The organism is Paratractidigestivibacter sp., assembly GCF_963660155.1.
Lineage (GTDB): Bacteria > Actinomycetota > Coriobacteriia > Coriobacteriales > Atopobiaceae > Paratractidigestivibacter.
Map to the genome: position 1 here is coordinate 30,946 of NZ_CAVKWG010000048.1, position 21,890 is coordinate 52,835.

The 21,890-nt window shown below is 66.2% G+C and carries 21 protein-coding genes; 13 read left to right on the forward strand and 8 right to left on the reverse strand.

The window, feature by feature from the left end; translation table 11 throughout:
- Nucleotides 1-87 precede the first annotated feature (87 nt).
- Nucleotides 88-606, reverse strand: a complete 519-nt coding sequence (locus tag U5709_RS09265) for a hypothetical protein (protein WP_321973260.1) — start codon at nucleotides 604-606, stop codon at nucleotides 88-90.
- A 68-nt stretch (nucleotides 607-674) separates the two neighbouring features.
- On the opposite strand from U5709_RS09265, the gene U5709_RS09270 reads away from it, so the two are divergent.
- Nucleotides 675-1,292, forward strand: a complete 618-nt coding sequence (locus U5709_RS09270; RefSeq protein ID WP_321970840.1) for a SprT family zinc-dependent metalloprotease — start codon at nucleotides 675-677, stop codon at nucleotides 1,290-1,292.
- Between the two features lie 99 nt (nucleotides 1,293-1,391).
- On the opposite strand, the gene U5709_RS09275 is transcribed toward U5709_RS09270, so the two are convergent.
- A complete protein-coding gene (locus U5709_RS09275) occupies nucleotides 1,392-2,426 on the reverse strand; it encodes a hypothetical protein (RefSeq protein ID WP_321973261.1) in 1,035 nt (344 codons plus the stop codon).
- Nucleotides 2,427-2,714: 288 nt separating this feature from the next.
- On the opposite strand from U5709_RS09275, the gene U5709_RS09280 reads away from it, so the two are divergent.
- From U5709_RS09280 to U5709_RS09305, 6 genes are all read left to right on the forward strand, one after another.
- Nucleotides 2,715-4,043 carry a circularly permuted type 2 ATP-grasp protein gene (locus U5709_RS09280; protein WP_321973262.1) on the forward strand — a complete coding sequence of 443 codons (1,329 nt, stop codon included), beginning with the start codon at nucleotides 2,715-2,717 and terminating at the stop codon, nucleotides 4,041-4,043.
- Complete coding sequence (locus tag U5709_RS09285) at nucleotides 4,028-4,759, forward strand: alpha-E domain-containing protein (RefSeq protein ID WP_321970837.1); 732 nt, start codon at nucleotides 4,028-4,030, stop codon at nucleotides 4,757-4,759. The genes U5709_RS09280 and U5709_RS09285 overlap by 16 nt, the downstream gene beginning before the upstream one ends.
- Before the next feature lie 8 nt (nucleotides 4,760-4,767).
- Nucleotides 4,768-5,580 (forward strand): transglutaminase family protein, encoded by an 813-nt coding sequence (locus U5709_RS09290; protein ID WP_321973263.1) that lies wholly within the window; start codon nucleotides 4,768-4,770, stop codon nucleotides 5,578-5,580.
- 347 nt (nucleotides 5,581-5,927) lie between these two features.
- Nucleotides 5,928-6,890, forward strand: a complete 963-nt coding sequence (locus U5709_RS09295) for a M14 family metallopeptidase (RefSeq protein ID WP_321973264.1) — start codon at nucleotides 5,928-5,930, stop codon at nucleotides 6,888-6,890.
- Nucleotides 6,890-7,855, forward strand: coding sequence for a M14 family metallopeptidase (locus tag U5709_RS09300; RefSeq protein ID WP_321970834.1), 966 nt, complete (start codon nucleotides 6,890-6,892; stop codon nucleotides 7,853-7,855). The genes U5709_RS09295 and U5709_RS09300 overlap by 1 nt, the downstream gene beginning before the upstream one ends.
- A 136-nt stretch (nucleotides 7,856-7,991) precedes the next feature.
- Nucleotides 7,992-9,758 carry a 1-deoxy-D-xylulose-5-phosphate synthase gene (locus tag U5709_RS09305; protein WP_321970833.1) on the forward strand — a complete coding sequence of 589 codons (1,767 nt, stop codon included), beginning with the start codon at nucleotides 7,992-7,994 and terminating at the stop codon, nucleotides 9,756-9,758.
- A 795-nt stretch (nucleotides 9,759-10,553) separates the two neighbouring features.
- On the opposite strand, the gene U5709_RS09310 is transcribed toward U5709_RS09305, so the two are convergent.
- On the reverse strand, nucleotides 10,554-12,392 hold the full coding sequence (locus U5709_RS09310; RefSeq protein WP_321970832.1) for a carbon starvation protein A: 1,839 nt from the start codon (nucleotides 12,390-12,392) through the stop codon (nucleotides 10,554-10,556).
- 192 nt (nucleotides 12,393-12,584) lie between these two features.
- Between U5709_RS09310 and U5709_RS09315 the strand changes: the two genes are divergently transcribed.
- Nucleotides 12,585-13,124, forward strand: coding sequence for a nitroreductase family protein (locus tag U5709_RS09315; RefSeq protein ID WP_321970831.1), 540 nt, complete (start codon nucleotides 12,585-12,587; stop codon nucleotides 13,122-13,124).
- A 57-nt stretch (nucleotides 13,125-13,181) separates the two neighbouring features.
- On the opposite strand, the gene U5709_RS09320 is transcribed toward U5709_RS09315, so the two are convergent.
- The gene (locus U5709_RS09320; RefSeq protein ID WP_321970830.1) at nucleotides 13,182-13,994 is read right to left on the reverse strand and encodes a zinc metallopeptidase; all 813 of its coding nucleotides are present in this window, start codon (nucleotides 13,992-13,994) and stop codon (nucleotides 13,182-13,184) included.
- A gap of 168 nt (nucleotides 13,995-14,162) precedes the next feature.
- On the opposite strand from U5709_RS09320, the gene U5709_RS09325 reads away from it, so the two are divergent.
- Nucleotides 14,163-15,398, forward strand: a complete 1,236-nt coding sequence (locus tag U5709_RS09325) for an iron-containing alcohol dehydrogenase (protein WP_321970829.1) — start codon at nucleotides 14,163-14,165, stop codon at nucleotides 15,396-15,398.
- 234 nt (nucleotides 15,399-15,632) lie between these two features.
- Nucleotides 15,633-16,118, forward strand: coding sequence for a DUF188 domain-containing protein (locus U5709_RS09330; RefSeq protein ID WP_321973265.1), 486 nt, complete (start codon nucleotides 15,633-15,635; stop codon nucleotides 16,116-16,118).
- 54 nt (nucleotides 16,119-16,172) lie between these two features.
- On the opposite strand, the gene U5709_RS09335 is transcribed toward U5709_RS09330, so the two are convergent.
- Nucleotides 16,173-17,369: an MFS transporter gene (locus tag U5709_RS09335; protein WP_321970827.1), complete on the reverse strand. Its 1,197-nt coding sequence runs from the start codon at nucleotides 17,367-17,369 to the stop codon at nucleotides 16,173-16,175.
- A gap of 84 nt (nucleotides 17,370-17,453) precedes the next feature.
- A complete protein-coding gene (locus U5709_RS09340) occupies nucleotides 17,454-17,687 on the reverse strand; it encodes a metal-sensing transcriptional repressor (RefSeq protein ID WP_321973266.1) in 234 nt (77 codons plus the stop codon).
- Between the two features lie 95 nt (nucleotides 17,688-17,782).
- Between U5709_RS09340 and U5709_RS09345 the strand changes: the two genes are divergently transcribed.
- Nucleotides 17,783-18,337 carry a GNAT family N-acetyltransferase gene (locus U5709_RS09345; RefSeq protein WP_321970825.1) on the forward strand — a complete coding sequence of 185 codons (555 nt, stop codon included), beginning with the start codon at nucleotides 17,783-17,785 and terminating at the stop codon, nucleotides 18,335-18,337.
- 183 nt (nucleotides 18,338-18,520) lie between these two features.
- On the opposite strand, the gene U5709_RS09350 is transcribed toward U5709_RS09345, so the two are convergent.
- Entirely contained in the window at nucleotides 18,521-20,194 is a 1,674-nt protein-coding gene (locus U5709_RS09350) for an acetolactate synthase large subunit (protein ID WP_321973267.1), read from the reverse strand.
- A gap of 133 nt (nucleotides 20,195-20,327) precedes the next feature.
- Complete coding sequence (locus U5709_RS09355; protein ID WP_321970823.1) at nucleotides 20,328-20,603, reverse strand: iron-containing alcohol dehydrogenase; 276 nt, start codon at nucleotides 20,601-20,603, stop codon at nucleotides 20,328-20,330.
- Between the two features lie 68 nt (nucleotides 20,604-20,671).
- Here U5709_RS09355 and U5709_RS09360 point away from each other — a divergent pair, with 68 nt between their 5' ends.
- Together U5709_RS09360 and U5709_RS09365 are read left to right on the forward strand one after the other, a co-directional pair.
- Nucleotides 20,672-21,241, forward strand: coding sequence for a hypothetical protein (locus U5709_RS09360; RefSeq protein WP_321970822.1), 570 nt, complete (start codon nucleotides 20,672-20,674; stop codon nucleotides 21,239-21,241).
- A 311-nt stretch (nucleotides 21,242-21,552) separates the two neighbouring features.
- A partial coding sequence (locus U5709_RS09365; RefSeq protein ID WP_321973268.1) for an ATP-binding cassette domain-containing protein occupies nucleotides 21,553-21,890 on the forward strand: 338 nt, incomplete at its 3' end.

Genomic DNA, 21,890 nt, shown 5'->3' on the forward strand with positions numbered 1-21,890 from the left:
AGACCAAGCGGCGGCGTTTTCTTTGCAGCCGGGGCGGCTGCGCACCAAGCGGCGGCGTTTTCTTTGCAACCGGGGCGGCGGGGCTGCCTAGCGGGCCATCTCGGCGGCGCGAACGGCGGCCGCGCCGGCGCGGGTCAGCAGCTCGTGGTCCACGAAGCCTGCTCCGAGGGCCGCCAGCGCATTGGCGAGAAGGACGTCCACGTCGTCGTCCATGCGGCCGAGCTCCATGGCGCAGTAGACGTCGGCAGCCATGCCGCGGACGGCGGCCAGCAGAAGGGCGGCCTCGGGGGTGTCGCAGGCGGGGGCGGCAACGGCGCCGGCCTCGACGCCGCGGTGGGCGCTCACGTGCTCGCTGCGGTCGTGGACGGCCTCGATGATCTGGTCGAGCTGCTCGACGCTGCCGCAGGCGACGCTCGCGTAGAGGCCGTCGATCACGACGCCGAAGGCGTGGCCGCAGGGTACGAAGCCCGGCACGGCGGCCATGGCACCCGTCATCGTTGCCCCCAGGCCGCAGAGCTCGGCGAGAAGCTCGTCTCGCTTGCCGTAGATGGCGGGGCGGGTGGTCTCGGTGGCCTCGACGGGGCCGTGCTGCACGGGGTTGGTCATGTGCTCGTTCCTTTCTTTGCTTCTGATACCGGGACAAGTTTACGGGACCCGCGTCGTAGAATGGCCCCATGGCGAGCCGATACACATATATCCTGCAGGTCGCCGGCGCAGACGTCGAGGTCGAGCGCCGGGCCGTGCGCCGCATCAACCTGCGGGTGCGGCCGGACGGCAGCGTGCGCATGAGCGTGCCGTGGCGCGTGGGCCGCGCCGAGGCGCAGGCGTTTCTCGATGCCCACGCCGCGTGGGTCGAGCGCGCACGCGAGCGATGCGCGAAGAAGGCGGAGGCCGCGAGCGAGGCCGAGGATGGCCGCGTCATGCTCTGGGGCAAGAAGGCCGAGGTCGCGCCCGGCACAGACGTCGCCGCCCTCTATCGGGCCGAGGTCGCCTCCGCCCTCCCCGCCGTCGTCGCCCGCATGGAGTCGGCGTGCGGCCTCCATGCAAGCGGCTGGCAGCTGCGCGACATGAAGACCCGCTGGGGCTCGTGCACGCCTGCGACCGGCCGCATCCGGATCAACATCCGCCTGGCGGCCTACGACCCCGTATGCCTCGACTACGTGGTCGCCCATGAGCTGACGCATCTCGCCGAGCCGAGCCACAACGCCCGCTTCCATGCCCTTCTCGACGCCGCCTTCCCCGAGGCCGACCGCGCCCGCAAACTGCTCCGCCGCCCGCCGGCCCCCGAATGACCCTCCGTCGAGTTGCCCCGTTTGGGCGTAAAACGTACGTTTCTTGCCGGATTTCGACCCCGGAATGTACGTTTTGCGCCCAAACGCGGGTTCAGGAAGCTAATCGAGACCATAGGCGGCGAGAGGGACCTCGTCGAAGCGCGGCGGCTCCTCAACGGATATGCGCGCAGGCCGATCGCGCGGCACGCCGAAAGTCTCGAGCAGGCGCGCGAACCCGGCGGAATCGGCGACCATAGCCGGCGAGAAACGCACGACGGCATCGACGAGCGCGGTCAAACGGGACTCGCGCAGCCTCTCTTGCCGCATGACCGCCTCGACGGGGCGACCGCCCGTCATCCGGGGGTCGACGTACTTCTCGCCGCCGTCCAGCTCGCCGACGATCACGCGCCCCTCGGGAGTGCGCCAGCAGAAATCGGCGAAATACCGGTGCCCGCCCACCGGCTCGACAAACTCCGTCTGAAGGTCGGGCGCCGCGAACCCAAGCTCCCACATGGCCGCGCGCGCGACGGACTCCCCGCCCGAGCCGGAGCGCCCGTCCGCAAAACGAGCGGCAAAGCGCGCCCTCGCCGACCCCTTGCGGCCCGGCTTCGAGTCCACATAGGCAATGAGCGCCTCTTTATCGATAATCCCCATCCTTAAAGCGGAATCCAGGATGGCGACGGAGTCCCTCAGGGGCAGCGACCGGGCGCAGTCGAACAGCGTCCGCTCAACCGACGTGACGGGCAGGCCCCGCGCAAAAGCGCACGGCTCCTCGTCTATGTCGGCATGATGCGCCCGAACGGCGCCGCCGTGGTAAGTCCTGGTCCCGCTCGGGCTCATGACCTCGATCGTGTCCAGCAAACGGCGAGAGACGCTGAGCCCGTAGAGCAGCGCCGCGGATGTGCCGCAGAAAATCCACTCGCAGTGGCGGCTCACCAAGCCCCGCATCTTCGCAATCGCGCGGCCCTCCGGAGTCAGCCCGCGCCAGAAATCGGCGGCGGCGTACAGATGGGGCATGGGCGAGACGAGCCCGCCCGAGTCGAGCCTTCGCCGAAGGTAGCGTCGGCACGCGTCGGTATACGGATAGGTGCACGCCCCTCTCGCCGCGTCTTCCGCCAGCGTGACCCTTACCTGCTCATCGATTTTCTTGCTCATCGGCCGCCCCACCATCGCAATCGGTGATGCGAGTCTTCCCAGCTAGAAGCCCTTTAATGCACCTCTTTGCAAGTTAGCTACCTGAAATTACGTTTGGGCGTAAAGCGTACGTTACTCGCCGGATTTCGGCCCCGGAATGTACGTTTTGCGCCCAAACGCGGGCGGGGACGGACGTTACATTTCGGAACCAAGCGTTCACGGGAGGGAAACGAGCGGCCATTCAGGGCGTAACACGTGATGCCCAACATAGGGAGCGTACCGTCGGCAAGACCCAGGAGAGGGGTGCCTATGCCCTCAGAAGCTCCGGTGTACGAGAGCCTGCTCTCGCATACCCCGAAGATCAACCAGCAGCTCGCGCGCTACGGCGTCAAGTTCGGTTTGTACAAGAACGGCCAGTTCAATGAGCGGCTCTTCCCGTTCGACGCCATCCCGCGCGTCATCAAGTCGAGCGTCTGGGCGGAGCTCGAGCAAGGCCTCGCGCAGCGCGTCGACGCCCTGAACGCCTACCTTGCCGACATCTACGGCGAGAAGCAGATCGTGCGCGACGGCATCGTCCCCGAGGACTTCGCCTTCGCGAGCTCCGGCTACTTGCCGCAGTGCGAGGGCATCACGCCGCCGGGCGGCATCTACAGCCACATCAGCGGCATCGACCTCGTTGAGGGCGAGAACGACGAGTGGTTCGTCCTCGAGGACAACCTGCGCATCCCGTCGGGCGCCTCTTACCCGCTCGTGGCCCGCGGCCTATGCCGCCGCTGCGACGCAGAGACGTTTCGCACCGCCCCTTTGCGCGACAACCGCGACTACGGCGAGCGACTCCGCCGCGTCATGGACCACGTGAACACGGGCGGCTTGAACGTCATCCTCACCCCCGGCCGCTTCAACGCCGCCTACTTCGAGCACACCTACCTGGCCGAGAAGGCCGGCGCCGTGCTCGCGGAGCCGCAGGAGCTCTTCGTCGAGAACGAGCGCCTGTATTACCGCGGCGGCGCGGGCAACCAGCTCGTCGGCGCCGTCTACCGCAGGCTCTCCGACGAGTTCCTCGACCCCCTGTGCTTCCGCGCGGACTCGCTCATCGGCGTCCCGAACCTGATGAGCGCCTATCGCGCGGGCAACGTCGCCGTCATCAACGCGCCCGGCAACGGCGCGGCAGACGACAAGGGCATCTATTACTTCGTGCCCAAGATGGTCGAGTACTACCTGAACGAGAAGCCCATCCTCAAGAACGCGCCCACGTACCTGCCGTTCTACCCGGACGACATGGCCTACGTGATGGAGCATGCCGACACGCTCGTCATCAAGGACGTCGCCGAGGCCGGCGGCTACGGCGTCGTCTTCGGCAGCAGCCTGGAGCCGGATAAGCTCGAGGACCTGAAGGCCCTCATACGCCGAGAGCCCAGGCGCTTCATCGCCCAGGAGGTCGTCGATTTCCTCTGCCTGCCCACCTACATCGACGGGCAGATCGTCCCGCGCAAGGCGGACCTTCGCGCCTTCGTGCTCTCCGGCGAGAAGACCGAGGTCTGGCCGAGCGGCCTCACCCGCTACTCTCGCGAAGAGGGCTCCGCAATCGTCAACTCGTCCCAGGGAGGGGGCTTCAAGGACACATGGGTGCTTCAGTAACTTCGTTCGGCGGCGCGGCCGTCGCGCAGGCCACGACCACCATTTCCCTCGAGAAGGCTGATCATTTGCTGTGGCTCGGCCGCTACGTCGAGCGCGCCTACACGACGCAGAAGTTCATCCTGGTCGCCTACGACGCCGCCCTGGACGCCGAGGGCGACGAGTGGAAGGGCCAGCTCGCCGAGCTCGGCTTCGACAGCTGCGCCGAGACGCCGCAAGAGTTCTTCCAGACGTGCCTCTTTGACCGCGATTGCCCGGCCTCGATCGCCCACTCGCTCGACGCCGCCTACGACAACGCCGTGCGCCTGCGCGACGTCCTGGGGACCGAGTCCATCTCGTACATCCAGATGGCCTGCGACGCCCTGCAGGCATCGAAGAAAAGCGACGCTCCCCTGCTTGACCTGCAGCTTATTCAAGACAACATCATGGCGTTCAAGGGCTGCGTCGACGACTTCGTGGAGTCCGACGCCGCGAGGAACCTCATCAAGTGCGGCATCTCCGTCGAGCGCATCGACCTCTACGCGCGTCTCTCGTACAGGCTCGGCCGCGTGCGCCAGGAGGTCCACCGCCTCGCCGCGCGCGTCAACCGCACGGGCACGCCCTACAGCCAGGCCGACATGAAGGCGCTGGTCGAGCTCGTCTACGCGCCGACATTCCCCGAGGCCGTGACCTATGACCAGCTGGGCCTCATCCTCGTGCACGCCGCGCGCGTCTTCTAGGGGCGGCCATGAAGATCCTCAACTATTTTTTTGAGACGACGCTGGAGTTCAGCGAGCCTGTGCGCGCCCACGATTTCGTGCTTCGCTGCATGCCGCCGAACACCGGGTCCCAGACGGTCATGGACTCCCAGCTCATCGTCGAGCCGCCCGTGAGGGTGAGCGAGCAGGTCGACGGATTTGGCAATAAACTGCAGGTCGGACGCCTTGATGGGCCGCACGACAGCTTCACCTTCATCTCGTCCGGCATGGTCATGGTCGACACGGCGCAGATTCACGCGGCGGCGGCGCATCCCGTCTATTCTCGCCAAAGCGAGCTCACGCAGGCAGGGCCTCACATCAAGGCGTTCGTCGACGACGCGCTGCGGGTCTGCGCAAACGCCCCCGCGAGGGACAAGGCAGAGCGGCTCGCGGGGCTCCTCTCGCAGGTCATGACCTACGGCCGCGGGAACACCGGCGTGAAGACGACCGCGGAGGAGGCGCTGGCCGGCGGTCGCGGGGTCTGCCAGGACTATGCACATGTGCTCATCTCGGCCTGCCGCGAGGCCGGCGTTCCCGCGCGCTACGTCAACGGATTTCTCCTCGGCGAGGGAGAGACGCACGCCTGGGTCGAGGTGCACGACGGCGTCTGCTGGCGGGGCGTCGACCCAACGAACCGGCGAGAGGCGGACTGCAACTACATCACGCTCTCGCACGGCCGCGACTTCTCGGACTGCCCCATCGAGCGGGGCGTCTTCGTCGGGCAGGCGTCGCAGGCGCAATCCGTGCGCGCCCAGGTGACCGACGACGCCGCCTGGGCCGCCCTCGGCACGTACAGCAGCTGATTATCGGTCGTGCCCGCCCGCGCCTGCGATTTGGGGACAGTCCCCTTTTTGCACACGTGCGAAGGCTGAAGCGCCGTCGCCGAATCGTTGGGCGAGCCGCCCGAAGCGGCGGTTCGTGTACAAAAAAGGGACTGTCCCCAAATCGCAGGCAATCTGTCGCCCGGTGCAGGTCTGTCCCAAAACCGCTGCAGAAAGGGGACTGTCCCCAAATGGTAGGCGGCATGTTTCGTTTTGTTTCGGCGGGTTTGGCGCTGGTTAACAACACGCGATGCATAACCGCCGCACGTCGCGCGACCGCCATACTCTAATGCGGAATTTGAAAACAAAGCGCAGATAGGAGTACCCGCATGATCGAGACGGTCTTTGCCTCGGAGCTCCCCGTGGGCGAGCGGCTGCTCATACGGAAGCACCGCATCGAGGGCACGGCGGCCACACCCTTCGGTGGCGAGGCGGCTAAGCGCGGCCACAAACCCCGCATCGCCGTCGTGACGGGCATCCACGGAGACGAGCTCGAGGGCCAGTACGTCGCCTTCAAGCTCTCGCAGATCCTCGAGGAAAACCTCGATAAGCTCTACGGCACGGTGGACATCTACCCCGCCATCAACCCGCTCGGCATCAACTCGATCGAGCGAAGCGTCCCCATGTTCGACGTCGACCTCAACCGCACCTTCCCCGGCAAGGCGGACGGCGACCTCACCGAGACCCTCGCCCGCGCCGTCTTCGACGACGTGTCCGGCGCCGACGTGGCCATCGACATCCACGCCTCGAACATCTTCCTGCGAGAGATGCCGCAGGTCCGCATCAACGAGATCTCGGCGGACGAGCTTCTTCCCTTGGCGCCGCTGCTCAACGTGGACTACGTGTGGGTCCACGCCTCGGCCACCGTCCTGCAGTCCACCTTCGCCTACGCGCTCAACACGACGGGCACCCGCACGCTCGTCGTCGAGACGGGCGTCGGAATGCGCGTGACGAACGCGTACGGCGAGAGCCTCACGCAGGGCATCCTGCGCCTGGCCGCCCACCTCGGCGCCTGGGGCGGGGACTTCGTATCCGCCGAGCCGCCCATCATCTCGAACGACGGCGAGGTCAGCTACCTCAACGCGGGCGCGGGAGGCATCTTCTTGCCCGAGGCCGAGCATGGCACCATGGTCAAGGAAGGCCAGCTCATCGGCATCGTGGCGAACGCCCTCACCGGCGAGGTGGCCGAGCGCGTGGTCGCGCCTGCGTCCGGCCTTCTCTTCACCCTGCGCGAGTACCCCGTCGTCTACCCCGGCTCGCTTCTGGGCCGCATCCTCAAGGACGTGAACTGATGAGAAAGGTGAACCTCTTTACCCTCGACACGCCCTACCGAGAGCCGCTGACCGTGCTCGGCTACGAATTCGGGCGCCAGGACGCAGAGAAGTGCGTGGCCATCGTGGGCTCCATGCGCGGCAACGAGGTCGAGCAGACCTACGTGTGCGCCGACTTGGTTCGCCGCCTCGCCGTGCTCGAGGAGAAGGGCGCCATGGACCCGGGCAAGCGCGTGCTCGTGGTGCCCTCGGTCAACGCCTTCTCGATGAACATCTCCGAGCGCTTCTGGCCGGTGGACAAGACCGACATCAACCGGATGTTTCCGGGCTACGACCTCGGCGAGACCACGCAACGCATCGCCGACGGCCTCTTCTCGGCCGTGCAGGGCTACGCCTACGGCGTCCAGCTCTGCAGCTTTTATTTACCGGGCGACTTCCAGCCGCACGTCCGCGTGACCGACGCGGGCCCCATCTCGCAGGAGTCGCTCCGGATGGCGGACGCCTTCGGCTTCCCCTACGTCGTGGCCAAGAAGCCCTCGAGCTTCGACACGACGACGCTCAACTACAACTGGCAGGTCTGGGACACGCATGCCTTCAGTGTGTTCGTGCGCGACATGGGCTCGCTCTCGACGCACAACGCGACCGAGGTGGAGGACTGTATCCTGCGCTTCCTCGACGACCGCGGGGTCGTTCGCTTCACCCTGCCGGGCGGCTTTCGCTCGACGCACCTGGACGAGTCGGCCTTAGTCGACGTCCGCAGCGAGCGGGCGGGCGGGTTTTTCCTGCGCGACGTGGAGCCCGGCGAGCGCGTGCGCGCCGGGCAGACCCTCGGACAGGTGCTCGATGCGGGCGACGCACACGTCAAGGAGATGCTCGCGGCGCCCATCGACGGCCGCGTCTTCTTCTGCCACGTGGATCCGTTGATCAACCAGTACACCATCGCCTTCAAGATCGCGGCGGAGACGACCTGGTCGCACGCGGAGTAGAGGCGCTGCGGCGCATTCGGCTAGCGCGGCCCGGGCAGCGAAAATTTCGCGCCCGGGCCGCGTTTTTTTCTTGACCTGAAGCGCGCTCCAAGTTGTTCAATAGCATGCGGCAAATACCCGATTTGGGAGGAGACCCATGTACCTCGAGAAGATCAACGGCCCCGCCGACGTCCGCGCGCTTTCGCCCGAAGAGCTCCCCGGCCTCGCCGCCGAGATCCGCTGCGCCCTCGTGGCCAAGCTCGCCGCACACGGCGGCCACGTCGGCCCGAACCTCGGCATCGTAGAGACAACCATCGCCCTGCACCGCGTCTTCGACTCCCCCACCGATAAGCTCGTCTTCGACGTGAGCCACCAGACCTACGTGCACAAGATGCTGACCGGCCGCGCGGCTGCCTTCACCGACCCCGAGCGCTACGACGACGTGTCCGGCTACTCCGAGCCCTCCGAGTCCGAGCACGACCACTTCGTCATCGGGCACACCTCCACCTCGGTGAGCCTCGCCTGCGGCCTTGCCAAGGGGCGCGACCTCGTGGGCGAGAGCTACGACGTAGTCGCCGTCATCGGCGACGGGTCGCTTTCCGGCGGCGAGGCGTTCGAGGGCCTCGATTGGGCCGCTGAGCTCGGAAGCAACCTCATCATCGTCGTGAACGACAACCAGATGTCCATCGCCGAGAACCATGGCGGCCTCTACGGCAACCTGGCGGAGCTCCGCGCGACCAACGGCGAGTGCGAGAACAACTACTTCCGCGCGCTCGGCCTCGACTACCGCTACGTGGCCGACGGCAACGACGAGGGGTCCGTCGAGGCGGCCTTGGCCGAGGTCCGCGGCATCGACCACCCCGTCGTCGTGCACGTGAACACCGAGAAGGGGCACGGCTGGCAGCCCGCCGTCGACCAGAAGGAGCGCTTCCACTGGGACGGCTGGTTCGACGAGAAGACCGGCGAGAGCAAGCTTCCCGCAGGCGGCGAGCCCAGCTACAACGAGCTCACCTACCAGGCGCTCAAACGCCACATGGAGGCCGACCCGCGCGTCGTGGCCATCTCGAGCGCAACGCCGACGGTCATGGGCTTCACGGCGGAGCGCCGCGCCGAGGCCGGCCGACAATTCGTCGACGTGGGCATAGCCGAGGAGCACGCGGTTGCGCTCGCGAGCGGCATCGCGGCCGCCGGCGGCGTGCCCGTCTACGGCTTCTACGGCACCTTTATCCAGCGCGGGTTTGACCAGCTCATGCAGGACCTCTGCGTGAACGGCAACCCCGCCGTGCTCCTCAGCTTCGCGGACTCCGTGTGCGGCATGAACGACGTCACGCACCTGGGCATCTTCGACATCCCCGAGCTCTCCGCGATCCCCGGGCTCACCTATCTGGCGCCCACGAGCCGCGAGGAGTACCTGGCCATGCTCGACTGGGCGATCCTGCAGCGCGAGCGCCCCGTAGCCATCCGCGTGCCCGCAGCGGGCATGGTGAACCGCGAGGTCAACACCGCCGCGGCGGACTGGGCGACGACGACCGAGACCGTGCGCGAGGGCGCGGACGTCGCGATACTCGGCCTCGGCTGTGCCTTCGGCATCGCCGAGGAGGCCGCGGGGCTTCTCGCCGCCGAGGGAGTGAGCGCGACGCTGGTTAACCCGCGCGTGGCGTCGGGCCTCGCTGACGAGTACGTGGAGAAGCTTGCCGCCGCGCACAAGGCCATCGTCACCGTGGAGGACGGCCAGCTCGAGGGCGGTTTCGGTGAGAAGGTCGCGCGCCAGGCGGCGGCCACCTGCCCCGTTTACTGCGCCGGCGTGCCGCGCGGCTATTACGACCGCTACGACCCCGAGGAGCTCAAGGCGAGCTGCGGCCTCACGCCCCAGGCCGTCGCGGCCGCGGCAATGAAGCTTCTCGCCAAGGCGAACGGTCGCTAGCGAACGGGCGAAAACCGGCGGCGAACGACCAAGAACGCCCCAAACATAGTTAAATTCGCAATGTTGACGCACCCCTCGCGCGAGCAAGCATCGAATCGGTTCGACATCCTTTGTACAGGCCGTCATTCGATTTTAAGGAGTCTTTCAGGGGCAAGTTCGTCATCACTTAGACCGACGTAGGCTTCAACTTCGTCCTCGAGGCCGCCAACAGCGAGGTCGTCGCCTCCCAGGCCTACACCTCAAACAGGCCTGCAAGAAGGCTATCGATTCCGTCAAGGCCAACGCCGCCGATCCCCCCGTTGTCGAAGCCGGGGACAAGCAACCTGACCCCCACGCAAGCATCAGCCCCGCCGGCCACACAAGACCGGCGGGGCTATTTTTGTCGCGAGGACATAGCGAAAACGCTAAGTATGTGATCAAATTGGCGATTGGCGAGTATCAAAGAAACGACCGAGCTTCTGACCTGCGCTTTTACGGAGCAGGTGTTGTCTTCTACTCTGCAAACCCAAATTTGATTGCATACATAGCTGCTGACGCCCCTATTTGGCACCGTACGGGACCGTTTTCTTTGCAAAACCGACCAAGGCGAGCCATTTTCTTTGCGGACGACGGGGGCCCGTCAGCGATGACTGGCTCGGGCTGCGTGCGCAGGGGCGCGGAGAGAGGGGCGGCGAGTCATGAAGCCGACGGCTCGCCGCCCGCAAGGATGTGCGGCCCCGCGCCTGTCACCAATGGCGGGCCGGACGGCCGGCGACCGGCCGCGCCGGCACGAGGCAAGGGGAAGGGGTCGCGGGGCTATTCAGCGGCGGCGATATCGCTGACCTGCGGCGCCACGGCGTCGGCATCGGCCGCGGCCACGTTCTTGCGGCCGAGCTCGGTCCACTCGAGCTCCTCATCGGCCATGCTGCCGGGCTCGCGGCGGCGCATCTCGGCGATGCAGTGGTAGGCCACGATCAGGCCGAGCACCACGAGCAGCACGGCGAAGACCAGCTGCAGCGCGGTGTTGAACACGTTGGCCGCGCTGCCGGAGGCGAGCGCTGTGGCACAGCCGATGAAGGACTGGACCAGCGACGTGAAGGTGCACACCAGAAGGAACGCGACGGGGATCTGCAGCATGAAGCCGCGGCGGCCGGTGCACTTGCAGAAGACGGCCAGCATGATCATGGTCAGGCCGCCGAGCAGCTGGTTGGAGGCGCCAAAGAGCGGCCAGATGGCGTTGTAGCCGCCGAAGGTCAGCGCCAGGCCCGGGATCAGCGTGACCACGATGGCCAGCCACGGGTTGCCCATGAACCTCATGATGCCGCTGCGGTCCTGGATGGCAAGCGCGTCGTTGCTCGCCGCGAAGAACTCGGAGAAGGCGGTGCGGCCGATGCGCGCCACGGCGTCGAGCGAGGTCAGCGCCAGCGCGGAGACGTTCATGGTCATGAAGACGGTGGCCACGGTGGAGTCGATGCCGAAGGCGGTCATGCCGCGCGCCACGCCGGCGGCGAAGATCTGGAACGGCGTGGACGCGACGCCCGCGTTCAGGGCGCCGGTGCCGGCGGTGTTCATGTCGGAGTACATGATGCCGGCCACAACGATGACGATGATGCCCACGAAGGACTCGAGCACCATGGAGCCGTAACCGACCTTGACGGCGTCCTTCTCGTTGGAGAGCTGCTTGGAGGAGGTGCTGGTGGACACCAGGGAGTGGAAGCCGGAAAGGGCGCCGCACGCCACGGAGACGAAGAGGACCGGGAACATCATGCCGGACTTCGTCGAGAAGCCGGTGAACATCGGGGCGGTGATGGTGCCGCGGCCGGTGACGCCCAAGACCACGATGCCCAAAACGGCGCAGACGATCATGGCGACCATCATGATGGCGGTCAGGTAGTCGCGCGGGGTCTTGATGACCTGGATAGGCACGACGGCAACGAACACCAGGTAGACCATCACGACGGCAATCCACTGGTTGAGGTCGAGGTAGAGCGGGAACTGCATGCCCAGGGCGAACATCACCACGATGGACACGGCCGCGGCAACGAACTCGGCCACGCCGGTGAGGTTGAGCTTGCGCTGCACGTAGCCGAAGGCGATGGCCACGAAGGTGAAGAGGATCGAGATGGTGCCCGCGCAGCCGGCTGCGTAGGACTTGGTGAAGTCGATGCCGCCCGCCTCAGCGGCGGTGTACTTGAAGGTGCCGCAGACCATCGAGGTGAAGGCGGCGATGACGATGATGCAGAACAGCCACTGGAACAGCAAAAACAGGCGGCGGCCGGTGACGCCGATGTACTTATCGAACAGCTGCGCGAGCGACTTGCCGTTGTTCTTGATGGAGGCGTACAGGGCGCCGAAGTCGTGGACGGCGCCGAAGAAGATGCCGCCGACGAGGACCCACAGCACGACGGGCAGCCAGCCAAAGGCCATGGCCACGATGGTGCCCGTGACGGGCCCTGCGCCGCAGATCGAGGAGAACTGGTGGGCAAAGGCGGTGAAGCCGGAGGCCGGCGAGAAGTCCTGGCCGTTCTCCATGCGGCGAGCCGGGGTGATGGCGTTCTCGTCGACTCCCCACTTGTTGGCGAGCCACCTGCCGTAGAGCAGGTAGCCGGCGGCCAGCACGACCGCCGCGAGGACCATCAGTACGATTCCGTTCATTGCTAACGAACCTTCCTTTGAGGGACAAAACGTCTGCCACTATGGCTGCATCATCTACACAACTTGCTCACAGGCCGTGATCGATAACACGTCTGAAACAGGGATTTCAACCATTTGTCGATTAATTAATGCCATTGGGCGACACGTGTTTTGTAACATGCAAAACATCTGCATCTAGCAACAGGAGGTTCCATGAGCATCGTCGACGTCATGCGCGACCGTTACTCCGAGAGGCGCTTCTCGCCCGAGCCGGTGGAGGAAGAAAAGCTGCGGGCGATCCTTGAGGCAGGAAACCTCGCCCCCACCGCGGAGGACCGGCAGCCGCAGCGGATCCTCGTGTTGCGCGGCGACGAGGCGATGGCCGAGGTGGACGCCTGCACGCGCTGCCGTTTCGGCGCGCCCGTGGCGCTCGCGCTCGCCTACGACATGGCCGAGGCGGCGAGAAACCCCGACGTGGCCGACTTCGGGCCCGTCGATGTGGCCATCGTCGGCGACCACATGGCGCTCGCCGCGGCCGAGCTCGGCGTCCACAGCTGCTGGGTGGGGCTTATCGACCCCTCCGAGATCCGCCGCCGGTTCAGCGTGCCGCCCACCTATCGCATCGTCGCCCTCATGCCGCTCGGCTACCCCAGCGACAAAAGCCGCCCCTCCCGTCTGCACCGCAGGCGAAAGGGGCTGGAGGAGACGGTCTTCTTCGACTCGTATGCGCCGCGCGAGGAGGCGGGCGCCTAGGTGGGAGAGGTGACAGTGCGGCACGCATGACCTGCGCCTGGTTCGCCGCGTCGGCGCTTAGTCGGACGACTTGCTGCCTGAGCCGTTGACCGCGGCCATGATCTGCAGGGCGCGATAGAGGATCTCGAGCATCGAGAGCACCATGTTGTTGATGTACTCGATGTTGTACAGGCGGAAGAGCTTTCGCAGCATCCGGATCTCCTCGTCGGTGGCCATGCCGTTTGCCGCGAGGATCTGGCACGCGCGGTCCTGCGCCTTCTTCTCGGTCTTGAGCGTCCTGAACTGGAAGACGAAGGCGAGCACATAGAAGATGATGCCGATGCCGCAGGCAAGAAGCGTCACGTTGCCCTGGCCGTTGTTGATGATGATGTCGAGCACGGCGCCCACGACCAGCAGCGGGATGAAGGCGATCGGGCCCATCATGCCGATGACGGCGAACTTGTTCCTGACCTTCATGTCCGGGTCGCCCTCGCGGTCGAGGACGGCGAGCGACGCCTTCTGGGCGCCCATGCCGAGCGACGCGACCGAGGTCTTCTCGATGGTGCGGCGGCGCAGGCGGACCTTCTTGAAGTAGTGGCTGTAGGAGTTGCCGAAGAGAAGAGAGCCGGATTTGGACACCTCGATGTCGGAAAGGCCCGCGGAGTCGAGCACGCGGCGCGCGACCTGCTCGCCGTTGAGGCCGCAGGAATCCTGGCGGCGGTTGTACTTGACGTAGCGCAGCGCGAGGTAGCCCGAGACGAGAAAAGCGAAAAGGGTCACCACGAGCATCGCGACGATGACGACGAGGAAAATGCTCTGCAGGTGAGCGGGCAGGTTTTGGTAGATCTGGCCGGCCTCGGTGCCGGAAAGCGATTGAGCGATGGTATCCATAAGGTGCCTCCTGGTTGTTGCCCGCGGCTTGTTGCCCGCGGCTTGTTGCCCGCGGCGGTTGCCCGCGGCTTGTTGCCCGCGGCTTGTTGATACTATAAATGGGCTGCGCACCACTAGCGCACCAAGGCGACAAACGACGGCCGGCGCGGCCGCTCAAAGGAGATGCCCATGAACGACTTCACCTATCAGGTTCCCACCAAGTTCGTCTTCGGCCGCGGGGCCGTGGACGAGACCGGCTCCGAGCTGGCCGAGCTCGGCTACGAATGCGCGCTCGTCGTGTACGGGAGGGGCTCTGTCGTGCGCACGGGCACGCTCGACCGCGTGCTGACGTCGCTGGACAAGGCTGGCGTGCGCCACGCACAGCTCGGCGGCGCTCGCCCCAACCCCGAGGTCGGCCTCGTGCGCGACGGCGTGGCCGCGGCGCGCGCCGACGGCTGCGACGTGGTGCTGGCCGTCGGCGGCGGCTCGGCCATCGACACCGCCAAGGCCATCGCCCTAGGCGTCCCCTATGGGGGCGACGTCTGGGACCTCTATATGAAGAAAGCCCAGGTCGTGGCCGAGGGCAAGCTCCCCGTGGCCTGCGTGCTCACCATCCCGGCGGCGGGGTCGGAGGCCTCGGCGAGCTCCGTCATCCAAAACGACGAGGTCGCCTTGAAACGCGGGCTCTCAACCGAGCTCAACCGCCCGCAGCTCGCCGTCATGGACCCTGAACTCACCTTTACCCTGCCCCCCTACCAGACGGCGGCCGGCGTAACGGACATGTGCGCCCACATCATGGAGCGCTACTTCGGCTCCACGGGGCCCGTGCCCGTGACCGACCAGATCGCGTGCGGCCTTGTCCGCTCGCTCATCGAATGCGCGCCGCGCGTCATCGAGGACCCCGAGGACTACGACGCCCGCGCGAACATCATGTGGGCGGGCACCCAGGCGCACAACGACATCGCCGGCCTTGGGCGCGGCGCCAAGCCCAACAGCCGCGCAGGCGGCTGGGAAAGCCACGCGCTCGATCATGAGCTCTCGGCCCACTTCCCCCAGGTGACCCACGGCGCAGGCCTTGCCGTCGTCATGCCCGCGTGGATGCGCTACGTGTGGAGAAGCGCGCCGGAGCGCTGGCTCTCGTTCGGGCGCGACGTCTTCGGCATCGAGCCGGTCGACGTGGTGGAGGATTGCATCGACGCGACGCCCGAGGAGGCCATCGAGGACGCGGTGCTGGCCACGATCGACGAGATCCAGGCGTTCTTCTGCTCGCTCGGGATGCCGCGCACGCTGGGCGAGCTCGGCGTCGGCGCGGGCGACATCGACGCGCTGCTCGAGACGCTCCGGCAGAACAAGGGCGCCGAGATCGGCGAGCTGCAGCGCCTTACCATGGACGACTGCCGCCGCATCTACGAGAGCTGCCTGTAAGAATGCAGCCCGGCGCCGAGCCGGCGGCCCGCTCGCCCAGGCCCCGTCGCGGGCCAGCGGCCCGCCGCGGCCTCTCCCCTAAAGTTCGGAAGGCTTCCAAACTTTTTCGACGCGTGGTCAATTTTTCGACACGGGCTTTTACCTGCGGTTATAGAGGTTTTAACTAAAGTTCGGAAGGCTTCCGAAGTTTGGAAGCCTTCCGAACTAAAGGGGAGAGCGAAGAAGGAGGTGCGGATGGGCAGGTTGTTCATCGACGCGGATGCGTGTCCGGTGACGAAGGAGGCGCTTGGCGTGGCAAGGCGGGCGGGGGTCGGCGTGATCATCGCCGGCAACACGACGCAGAACCTCGAGCGTCACGTGCGCGCGGGCGACCCGCGCGATGAGGCCTCGGCCAAGCACGGGTTCTGGGTCGACACGCTCGTCGCGAGCACCGGCGCGGACTCCGCCGACTTCGCCATCGTCGAGCGCCTCGAGCCGGGCGACGTCGTGGTCACGCAGGACATCGGCCTTGCGGCCATGGTGCTCGGCCGCGGGGCCCGCGCCATCGGGGTGCGCGGGCGCGTCTACTCCACCGCGACCATCGACTCGGACCTCTTCATACGCGCCGAGGAGAAGAAGGTCCGTCGCGCCGGCGGGCGGACCAAGGGACCCGCGGCCTTTACCGACCGCGACTGCAAGCACTTCGTCGAGAACCTCGAGGGCCTTCTCGGCATCTGGTGAGGTACGGCCGCCGAGACGCGCGCCCGCCGAAGCCGCGAGGCTGCCGGGCCTCCCCTACTCCCCCGCGGCGTGCCTCGGCTCGAGCTTGGCCGCGGCCGTCGCGCAGGCGCAGGCCGCAAGCGCCATGACGGCGCCGACCAGCCCGACCATGCCGAGACCCGCGCGGCTCACCACGACGCCGCCGATGGCCGTGCCGACCGAGATCCCGATGTTGAACGCGGCGGGCTCGAGCGAGCTCGCGAGCGTCAGGGCCTTGGTATGGCGCTCGCTCGCCATGCGCATGAAGAGCGTCACGCACGGGACGCTACACATATACATGAGCAGGCCGAACACCATGATGACCACGAGCGCCGCGGGCATCGCGCTGCCGACGGCCCACATGCACGTAAGCACGACGGCCTGCACGAGGAAGACGGCGATGTTCGCCTTGAGGCCGAACTTCTCGTCGAGCACGCCGGAGAGCATGTTCGACGCGAAGAGTATCGCGCCGTAGACGAGCAGGACCAGGCTCGCCTCACCCGAGCTGAGCCCGAGGAACTCCTCGAGGTACGGCGTCACGTAGCCGTAGAACACGTAAATCGAGCCGATGCCGAAGACGAAGACTCCGATGCACGCCACGACGGACGGCTCAGCCAAGAGCGGCAGCTGCTCGAGGACGCCGGCGGGCTCGTCGGTCGCGCCCTCGTGGGGCAAGAACGCGATAACGAGGGCGCACGCGGCGATGGCGAGCGCGAGGCACGCGTAGACGACGGAGCGCCAGCCAAGAAGCGACGCGAGCATCTTGCCGGCCGAGGTGGCGAGCACCATGGCCACGCTGAAGGCACCATAGACGACGGCGACCGCGAGCGAGGTCTTCTTCTCGCCGACGAGCTCGGGCAGAAAGGTGACGGCGAGGGCGAGCAGGCCGCCCGACACGAGGCCGCAGACGGCGCGCGAGGCGATAAGGACGCCGAGCGTGGGCGCGAAGGCGGCGAGCGCGTTGCCCGCGATAAAGACCCCGGAATACGCGAGCAGCAGCGTGAAGCGACGGAAACGGCCTGTTACGAGGGCGAGCACGGGCGTCGAGACCGCGTAAACGATGGCATAGACGCTGATGAGGCGCCCGACCTCGGCGAGGCTCGCCCCGAACGCGTCGGCGAGCTCGGTCTCGATGCCGATGACGGAGAACTCCGTGCAGCCGAGGGCGAAGGCGAGCAGGACGAGCAGGCCCACGCAAAGCTTCGCACGGGCCGCGGGGGCGGCGTTGTTCATGTGAATCGCTCCTAGGTCGTAAACGTGACGTCGGGGTACGGGCCGAGAGGCCACGAGCGGCCCCGACTTCCGTCCACGCGAAACCTAGCCTAACGGCGCGCACCGCCCGGCGCCGGCGCCGGCCGCGCTTCTCCACAAGTTCTGGGCAAGAAGGCCGCGGCGGTGCAGCGCGGACTTGGCGGCGTTTATCTGCGAGAGGATGTCTTCGCAGGGCACGTCCTCGTCGGCCATGCGGTCGATGTCCTGGACCTGCCCGACGATCTTCTTGAGGCGGCGGTGGAGGCTGTCTGCGCCCATGCACTGCATGAAAGAATTCATAGGATTGCTTCGGAGATGATGCGGCGAGCCGCCCCACCCGGCCGTCGTTAGGCGATAATCAACCCGCTAAAAATTAGAACGAAAGGCAACCACCGATGAGCAACCTCGAAGTTAAGTCCGCAGACTGCGACATGCGCCCCGCCACCGTCGACGACGTCCCCGCCATCATCGCGACCCTCGAGACCGGGCGGGCGCTTCTTGCCGCCGACGGCATCGACCAGTGGCAGCACGGCACGGGACCCAGCGTCGCAGACGTGACGAACGACCTGATGCAGGGTTGGGGCCGCGTCTTCTGCGTAAAGAACCAGGTGGCGGCGACCGCGGCCCTGATCCCCGGGCCCGATGCCAACTACGACGTCATCGAGGACGGCCGCTGGGACAAGACCGGCAACCCGAGCGGCGTCTACGCGACCATCCACCGCGTCGCCGTGTCGCCGGCGTACCGCGGCAACCACATCGCTCGACGCTTCTACCTGCGACTTATTGAAGAGGCTCGCGTCCGCGGCTTCGCCGAGGTGCGCGTCGACACGCACGAGGACAACGTTCGGATGCGCCACGTGATCGAGGGCTGCGGCTTCGCCTACGCCGGCCGCATCTACATCGACGGCGACCGCACCCAGCCCCGCCGCGCCTACCAGCTGTTCCTCTAGCGTTTTTCTCGGCCCTTCAGCCAACCATGCGGCCTAGCCCACGCTAAGCATGTAATCAAAATCGAGTTCGGCGAGTATACGCAAAACCCGCAAGTCTCTGACCTGCGGGTTTTCTTCTAAAGAGCGTCAGACGATCGATAACTCCAAATCGGCTCGCATGCTTAGCGAGGTCTAGGTCAAATGCTAGTTGTAGGCGGCGCGGAGTGTGCGGGTGAGCTCCATGTTGGCGCTGTAGTCGACGGGCACGACGACCACGCTGGGAGCGTCGGTGTTCTCGAAGGCGCGCTCGAGCGTGGGGATAAAGTCCTCGCAGCTCCCCACGCGGTAACCGTGGCAATGCATAGCCTCGGCCAGGGCACAGAAGTCGGGATTCGTGAAGCCCACGCCAAAGACGTCGCCGAACTGCTCCTCTTCCTTCCACTTGATCAGGCCGTAGTGCGCATCTTCCCAAATCAGGGTCACAAACGGGACCTTCTCGCGCACGGCGGTCTCCAGCTCCTGCGAGTTCATCATGAAGCCGCCGTCGCCGCTGACGGCCAGCACGCGGCGCTCGGGGCGCAGCATCTTGGCCGCGAAGGCGCCCGGCACGGCGAAGCCCATGGATGCGAAGCCGTTGGAGATGAGGCACGTATTGGGCTCGTAGCAAGGGTACTCGCGGCCTATCCAGATCTTGTGGGCGCCCACGTCGGAGACAAGAATGTCGGAACGTCCGAGCACCTTACGGATGTCGGAGATGAGGCGACCAGGCTTCATGGGGAACGAGTTGTCCTTCCCCTGTTCCTCGAGCTCCTTGTGGAGGCGACAGCCCACCGCGAGCATGGACTCGGGCTCGGGCTTATCGTCGCGGCAAGCAGTGCGCAGGATCTGGTAGATGCTGTCGGACAGGTTGCCGACGACCTCGATCTCGGGCTCGTAGAGCTGGTTCACGTCGGCGGGCAGCGCGGCGATGTTGATGATCTTCATGTCGTCGTGCGTGTGCCATTTCTTGGGCGAGCACTCCACAAGGTCGTAGCCGATGCCGATGACGAGGTCGGCCTGGTCGAAGGCGTCGATGATGTAGTCGTGCTGGGGAATGCCGACGACGCCCATACGGTACTTATTGTCGCAGGGGATGATGCCCTTGCCCATCATGGTCTGGACCACGGGGATGTGCAGGCGCTCGGCCATGGTGGTCACAGCTTGGGCGGCATGGCCGCGAACGGCCCCTGCGCCGGCGAGAATCACCGGGTTTCTCGCCTCCGAGATCATGCGCGCGGCCTCGGTCACGGCCGCGGGATCCGCGTAGAGCGCGGGCGGCTGCTGGCGGCGCAGCGGCTTTGCCGGGCAGGGCATGTGCGCGATGTTCTTGGGCAGGTCGATGTGGGTGGCGCCGGGCTTGCCGTTCTCGGCATACTTAAAAGCCAAGCGGCAAATCTCGGTCACGGTGTCCGGGCGCATGACCACCTTGGAGCGCTTGGTGATCGGCGAGAACATGGCCGAGAGGTCCAGATACTGGTGGCTCGTGAGCTGCATGAGCTCCGTGGAGACCTGGCCCGTGATGGCGACGAGCGGCGCGCCGTCGAGAAACGCGTCGGCCACGCCGGTGACGAGGTTCGTGGCACCCGGCCCGAGCGTCGCCAGGCACACGCCCGCGCGTCCGGTGAGGCGCCCGTAGACGTCGGCCATGAAGGCCGCGCCCTGCTCATGGCGCGTCGGGATGAAGCGGATGCCCGCCTCCTTGATGGCGAACATGAGGTCGAGGTTCTCCTCGCCCGGAATGCCGAAGATGACGTCGACGCCCTCTGCCTTCAGGCAGTCGACGAGCACCTGCGCGGTGGTCTTCTCGGTGGTCGTGTCGTGCTTCTGAGCTGCGCACATATGAAATTACTCTCCTATCGGTTGCGTTGCCGATAAGGGAGTCTAACACCCGTTGTGGCGCAGTCTGGAAACGCCGTTGTTTCGCGCACGTTAGCGGCCGCTGTCGAGCAGATAAGACGAAGGGACAGTCCCTTCAGCCCTCGTTGCGCGCGAGCCAGCCGCCGTCGTTGACGGTCTGGCGCAGCGGGTTCGGCTCGATGCGGTCGAAGAGCACATGGGAGACGCCGGCGCGGTCGAGCTCGGCCAAGGTGCGGTCCAGGTGGCCGTTGGCCTTGGCGGACTTGCCGCCCGTGGTCACGACGAGGGCGCGACTGCCGGAAAGCGTCTGGTCGCCGAGCTGGCCGAGCTTACCCGGCCCGAACAGGACCTTGTTGCCGGTGATGAAGTTGCAAGAAAGGGTATCGAGCATTCTTGCCTCCAAGTGAGTACGATTTGTACTGAGGGTACCGCCTCGCTCGACAACCGAAAGGAATCGCCGTGGATCGAAACAAACGCCCGCAAAAGGTCGCGCTGATCAACTTGGCGCGGGCGAATGACGCGCGGATAGAGCTCGGGCTGCTGCTTGACGACGCGGCCGAGGCGGGCGCCGTGTACGAGAGGCGCTCGGGGCTGGAAACGCAGACGGCGTTCGAGCTGGTGGAACGCACGGCGGCGTTGGCCAGCCACGAGGCCGTCGTGCTGGGGCTCGACCTTGGCGACGCGAGTTTCGATGAGGCCCTGGCAGCGCTCGACGAGGGCACGATGGTCTATGTTGTGCTCTCGTGCGGGGACAACCCGGCCGAGCAGGCGCTCGGTGTCCTGAGCATCTTCGGCGAGATTTGCGATGAGCGGGGGCTCGTTTGGGGCGGCGGCATTGCTGTGGCGCACAGCCAAGTCGTGGCGGCGTTCGAACAAGCGCCTCGGCTGGGTTTTTGGCGACGGGCGACGTCTTCGGCCATCGATGAGCTGCTGCTCCGGATCCGCTGCGGCGAGGAGGCAGGCAATATCCCGGCGAGACAGGGGTGGCTGCGGCGGGCCGCGGCGGCGATTGTGCTGCGGCTGCGGTAGGACCTGCTATTTGGGGACTGTCCCCAAATAGCAGGTCAGCCCCCAAGTGCAGGCACACAAAGAAACCCACCGGGGCGCAAGGCCCGGCAGGTTTCTTGCAACAAACGTTAGCTGCGCTTACTTGCGGGGGCGGAGCCAGAAGATGCAGGCGGCGGCAATAATCACGACTACGCCAACGATCTGTAGGCCCGCCCCTGAGAAATCGTCAAATAGCACACGAAGCTTGATAATGGCAGGTCCATAGTCTATAAGTTTGCCTGGGTAAACTTATTGCCAGGGCATACGTCCCTACTGACGGATTGGAGCGACCCATGAAGGGCAACACCCCTTACCTCGTGGTCGACGGCCTGATGAAGCACTACGGCGACGGCGAGGCCCGCGTCCAGGTGCTCGACGGCATCACCACCACCATCAACAAGGGCGAGGTCTGCGTCATGCTGGGGCCCTCGGGCTCGGGCAAGTCCACCTTCCTGAACCTCATCGGCGGCCTTGAGGCCGCAGACGGCGGCAAGATCTGCGTGGCGGACACCGAGCTCACCACGCTTTCGGCCGGGGAGCTCGGCGAGTACCGCCGCCGCGAGCTGGGCTTTGTCTTCCAGTTCTACAACCTCGTGCCCGACCTCACCATCCGCGAGAACATCGAGGTCAC

What these genes read in the sequence shown, in the direction of transcription:
- U5709_RS09265 (WP_321973260.1), bottom strand. Translation starts at nt 606, where the DNA reads ATGACCAACCCCGTGCAGCACGGCCCCGTCGAGGCCACCGAGACCACC.
- U5709_RS09270 (WP_321970840.1), top strand. Translation starts at nt 675, where the DNA reads ATGGCGAGCCGATACACATATATCCTGCAGGTCGCCGGCGCAGACGTC.
- U5709_RS09275 (WP_321973261.1), bottom strand. Translation starts at nt 2,426, where the DNA reads ATGAGCAAGAAAATCGATGAGCAGGTAAGGGTCACGCTGGCGGAAGAC.
- U5709_RS09280 (WP_321973262.1), top strand. Translation starts at nt 2,715, where the DNA reads ATGCCCTCAGAAGCTCCGGTGTACGAGAGCCTGCTCTCGCATACCCCG.
- U5709_RS09285 (WP_321970837.1), top strand. Translation starts at nt 4,028, where the DNA reads ATGGGTGCTTCAGTAACTTCGTTCGGCGGCGCGGCCGTCGCGCAGGCC.
- U5709_RS09290 (WP_321973263.1), top strand. Translation starts at nt 4,768, where the DNA reads ATGAAGATCCTCAACTATTTTTTTGAGACGACGCTGGAGTTCAGCGAG.
- U5709_RS09295 (WP_321973264.1), top strand. Translation starts at nt 5,928, where the DNA reads ATGATCGAGACGGTCTTTGCCTCGGAGCTCCCCGTGGGCGAGCGGCTG.
- U5709_RS09300 (WP_321970834.1), top strand. Translation starts at nt 6,890, where the DNA reads ATGAGAAAGGTGAACCTCTTTACCCTCGACACGCCCTACCGAGAGCCG.
- U5709_RS09305 (WP_321970833.1), top strand. Translation starts at nt 7,992, where the DNA reads ATGTACCTCGAGAAGATCAACGGCCCCGCCGACGTCCGCGCGCTTTCG.
- U5709_RS09310 (WP_321970832.1), bottom strand. Translation starts at nt 12,392, where the DNA reads ATGAACGGAATCGTACTGATGGTCCTCGCGGCGGTCGTGCTGGCCGCC.
- U5709_RS09315 (WP_321970831.1), top strand. Translation starts at nt 12,585, where the DNA reads ATGAGCATCGTCGACGTCATGCGCGACCGTTACTCCGAGAGGCGCTTC.
- U5709_RS09320 (WP_321970830.1), bottom strand. Translation starts at nt 13,994, where the DNA reads ATGGATACCATCGCTCAATCGCTTTCCGGCACCGAGGCCGGCCAGATC.
- U5709_RS09325 (WP_321970829.1), top strand. Translation starts at nt 14,163, where the DNA reads ATGAACGACTTCACCTATCAGGTTCCCACCAAGTTCGTCTTCGGCCGC.
- U5709_RS09330 (WP_321973265.1), top strand. Translation starts at nt 15,633, where the DNA reads ATGGGCAGGTTGTTCATCGACGCGGATGCGTGTCCGGTGACGAAGGAG.
- U5709_RS09335 (WP_321970827.1), bottom strand. Translation starts at nt 17,369, where the DNA reads ATGAACAACGCCGCCCCCGCGGCCCGTGCGAAGCTTTGCGTGGGCCTG.
- U5709_RS09340 (WP_321973266.1), bottom strand. Translation starts at nt 17,687, where the DNA reads ATGAATTCTTTCATGCAGTGCATGGGCGCAGACAGCCTCCACCGCCGC.
- U5709_RS09345 (WP_321970825.1), top strand. Translation starts at nt 17,783, where the DNA reads ATGAGCAACCTCGAAGTTAAGTCCGCAGACTGCGACATGCGCCCCGCC.
- U5709_RS09350 (WP_321973267.1), bottom strand. Translation starts at nt 20,194, where the DNA reads ATGTGCGCAGCTCAGAAGCACGACACGACCACCGAGAAGACCACCGCG.
- U5709_RS09355 (WP_321970823.1), bottom strand. Translation starts at nt 20,603, where the DNA reads ATGCTCGATACCCTTTCTTGCAACTTCATCACCGGCAACAAGGTCCTG.